At 46.5% G+C, this 3,260-nt stretch carries 3 protein-coding genes and 1 pseudogene; 2 read left to right on the top strand and 2 right to left on the bottom strand.

Annotation, left to right across the window (positions count from 1 at the left end; translation table 11 throughout):
- Positions 1-124: 124 nt before the first annotated feature.
- Positions 125-808 (top strand): annotated as a pseudogene (locus tag D7Y06_RS24395) (ParB/RepB/Spo0J family partition protein); the annotation flags it as partial.
- Between the two features lie 309 nt (positions 809-1,117).
- Here D7Y06_RS24395 and D7Y06_RS24385 read toward each other — a convergent pair.
- On the bottom strand, positions 1,118-2,179 hold the full coding sequence (locus D7Y06_RS24385) for a hypothetical protein (protein ID WP_120410080.1): 1,062 nt from the start codon (positions 2,177-2,179) through the stop codon (positions 1,118-1,120).
- A gap of 167 nt (positions 2,180-2,346) precedes the next feature.
- Between D7Y06_RS24385 and D7Y06_RS24380 the strand changes: the two genes are divergently transcribed.
- The gene (locus tag D7Y06_RS24380) at positions 2,347-2,640 is read left to right on the top strand and encodes a hypothetical protein (protein WP_120410079.1); all 294 of its coding nucleotides are present in this window, start codon (positions 2,347-2,349) and stop codon (positions 2,638-2,640) included.
- Between the two features lie 31 nt (positions 2,641-2,671).
- On the opposite strand, the gene D7Y06_RS24375 is transcribed toward D7Y06_RS24380, so the two are convergent.
- Complete coding sequence (locus tag D7Y06_RS24375; RefSeq protein WP_243119502.1) at positions 2,672-3,181, bottom strand: hypothetical protein; 510 nt, start codon at positions 3,179-3,181, stop codon at positions 2,672-2,674.
- Positions 3,182-3,260 lie beyond the last annotated feature (79 nt).

The raw sequence follows: 3,260 nt of genomic DNA, 5'->3' as shown, positions 1-3,260 counted from the left end.
AGAGAGGGAAGTTCCGTCTGGAGTTCTGCCAGTTCTGCGGAAGATAGAAATACATTCCGGTATCTCCCATAGGCGTGTGCCATATCCCCCTCTCTATTCTCTATACTCTTATCTCTAATCTCTTTATGAGATCATCTCCGGCCACCGGCGCCATCATGCCGCGGAACTGGCGGGACTGGATGCCATCCCTGTCATTGTCCGAGAACTGGACGATGATGCCGCCGTCATCATGATGGTGGACTCCAACATCCAGCGGGAGAACATCCTGCCCAGCGAAAAGGCTATGGCGTACAAGATGAAGCTGGAGGCGCTCAGACATCAGGGGCGGCGCACAGACCTGACTTCGGAGCAAGTTGCACCGAAGTTATCCACGGAGCAGATCGGTGAGGCCGAGGGTATCAGCAAAGATACCGTTAAGCGGTATATCCGCCTGACAAACCTCATCCCGGAACTTATGGATATGGTGGATGAGAAGAAGATCGCTTTCAATCCCGCCGTGGAGCTGTCCTATCTGAAGCCGGAGGAACAGCGGAACTTCCTGGAGGCTATGGACTATGCTCAGGCCGCCCCGTCCCTGTCCCAGGCCCAGCGCATGAAGAAAAAGAGCCAGGAGAGCGGCTGCACCCTGGACGATATGTGCGGCATCATGGATGAGGTGAAGAAGGACGACCTGGGGCAGATCGCTTTCAAGACCAGCGACCTCCAGAAGTTCTTCCCCAAGTCCTACACGCCCAGGCAGATGAGCGATACCATCCTCCGCCTGCTGGAGCAGTGGCAGAGGCGGCGGCAGCGGGACCAGCAGCGGTGACACGCCCCATCTGCGGGCGCATTTTAGTACCATATAAGTGTAAGAGATTGAGGACCTGCGCTCCCGGCTGGACGAGATATGGGAGCTGTCCAGACAGTCCCTTGCCCGCCTTGCCAATATCCGATAGCGGCTGGGGCTTCAAAAGTTTTGCAAAAGGGCGCAGAGCAGTTTGCGCCCTTTACATACTGGCAACGAAAAGGGCAGTTACCCACACTGGATAACTGCCCGATAAATGCAAATTTGATTTTCAGAAGAAACGCAAATTTGTGAAAGAGCTTTATGTGAACGTCATATACACCCGTCAGCGTGTTAACTATCTGAGCTTGTAAATGTATAACCTTCTTCAATCATTCGCTTCTCATGTTCGGCATACCATTTTTTCGCATACCGTTCAGCCTTGTCCTCGCCCGAAACAAAGACTTTAGTGTACCCGTCCTTATCTCCCACAATGGATGAAGCAAATGCCGTTTCTGGACAACCTATGATGTTCCCTGCGTCATACTTCAGAATTATGTTCTCCGCGATTGAGTAGCAAAAGACACTGGCATCGGATTTATACAGGCCATCCTTTGAAAGTGGATAGTTCTTAAATCGTATGTGGTTATACTTTGGATTCATGCCATGAACGAGAGCCTTTTCTGCATCAAGGCTTATCTGGTTAGGCGTTACGTCAAAATTCCCGGTGAGTGCTTTCATCCAGTCATTCTCTGGACTGAATCCCGTGAGCATCGTACCCATGTAGGAATCGATGGTAAACGGCATCAATATAAGTTCTTCACTTTTGTCAAAACTAGGTGATATTACTTTCTCTTCTATAAGCATATCTTGTAGGGCATGATGCGCCTTAAACCTCTGTGTCAGTTTCTCCCCGACACACTCTCCTACATAAAGAACCTCGTAGGTAATTGCTGAGGTAAAATCGCTCTTCATGATAATGTGGAACCAGTCATTACTACAATAATAAATCAGTTCATCGAAAGTAAATCCAATATTGGAAACAGCTTCACCCTTATCATTAAAAGCGAACAGCCATACTTTCTGCGCTTTCTCCAATCCCTCTGGTTCCGTTTTTATTCCTGCAAAGCCGTTCAATGAATATTTTGGATTTTTCGATGCAGGGATGAAGATGCGGAAGGATGCTTTACCCACCTCAACGTCAAGGATTAAGCAAGATTTATCTGATATTTCCCTTCGTGGAACGAAAACCGGCACTTCTCGTTTGCCTATGATATAGAGGGAAGCATTGTCGAGGCTTTCTTTCTCACGCCAGAGTTCAGGATCGAGTATAGGTGCTTTCTTTATACGGTTGAAATCTTTGATAGAGATAGGAGGGTGAGTTAAGTGTAAATTTGTTTCTAATATATTGTTCATATTTTGTTCCTCATCGAATTCCGATTTGTCGAGTTGAATTATACCACACCCAACTTTGCACTTCAAGATGTAGCTGATATAAAACCTCTACATACCCGGCATCCTTGCCGGACAGCGGGCCGGCGCGGTAAACTGTACCCAGGAAACAGGAAAGGACGGGACAAGATATGAGGTTTCTGAAACTCCCTTTGAAACTGCTGGCGCTCCCCCTGATGCTGGCGCTCTACACGCTCCACATCATCGGTAAGCTGGCATCCAACCTCTCTGCCTATGTGGTCGGGCTGTTCATGCTGGTAGTGCTGGCCTGCGGCATCTATCAGGTGTGCGTCCGGGACTGGCTGAACGTGGCAATCCTATTCGGCGTGGAGGCGGTCTGCGTGGCGCTCCAGTTCTCCGCTATGCTCTTGGTGGAACTGGTCGGCGAGTGGGCTGGCAGCCTTGGGGTTTTCCTCCACTCATAAACCTTTGAAAGTACAATTTTCAACATCAATTTTATGCGGGTAAAATACCCGAATTTTTTAATGAAGTGACTTGAACAATCAAGTCATTCATCACCATGCTTTTTATCTCATTCCATGTAATTCCAGAATTTGAATTGTATTCGCTTTTACAACGCATTAAAATTTTCTTTAGAACCACTCTTGTAATATTTTCAAGTTCATGTAATTCAGAATCAGTAATATTGGAACCATCGCCCTCATGTAACGATTCTGAACGAAATCTATAAAAATCCAGTATCTTCTGATGAATTTGTTGGATTTCTGTTGATGTATTTCCCAATAGGGCGCTGATTCTATTGGCCAACATCTGCTTTTTACCGGGTTGATTTTGAGGCAAGAGTGTCATTTCCAATGTTGTTGTATACTGTTCAAATCCAGTGGGAATATCAATTTGTTCCAACCCCCAAGAAAACTCATCAATACTATCTTTTAGCAACGCATACGGTACATTACAGTAGTCGTTGAGCCATTGATTGCATAAAGTGATTTCTGCCTCGTTCAATGTGAATTTGGTGTTAGTATATAAGTGTGGACAGAAAAAGTTGAACAACCTATACTATCAAGTGAAAGAGCAAAGGAGA

The sequence above is a fragment of the Roseburia sp. 1XD42-69 genome, assembly GCF_003612565.1.
Taxonomy (GTDB): domain Bacteria; phylum Bacillota; class Clostridia; order Lachnospirales; family Lachnospiraceae; genus Roseburia_B.
The sequence above is the reverse complement of the archived record's forward strand: the minus strand, read 5'-3'. Positions and strand labels throughout refer to the sequence as shown.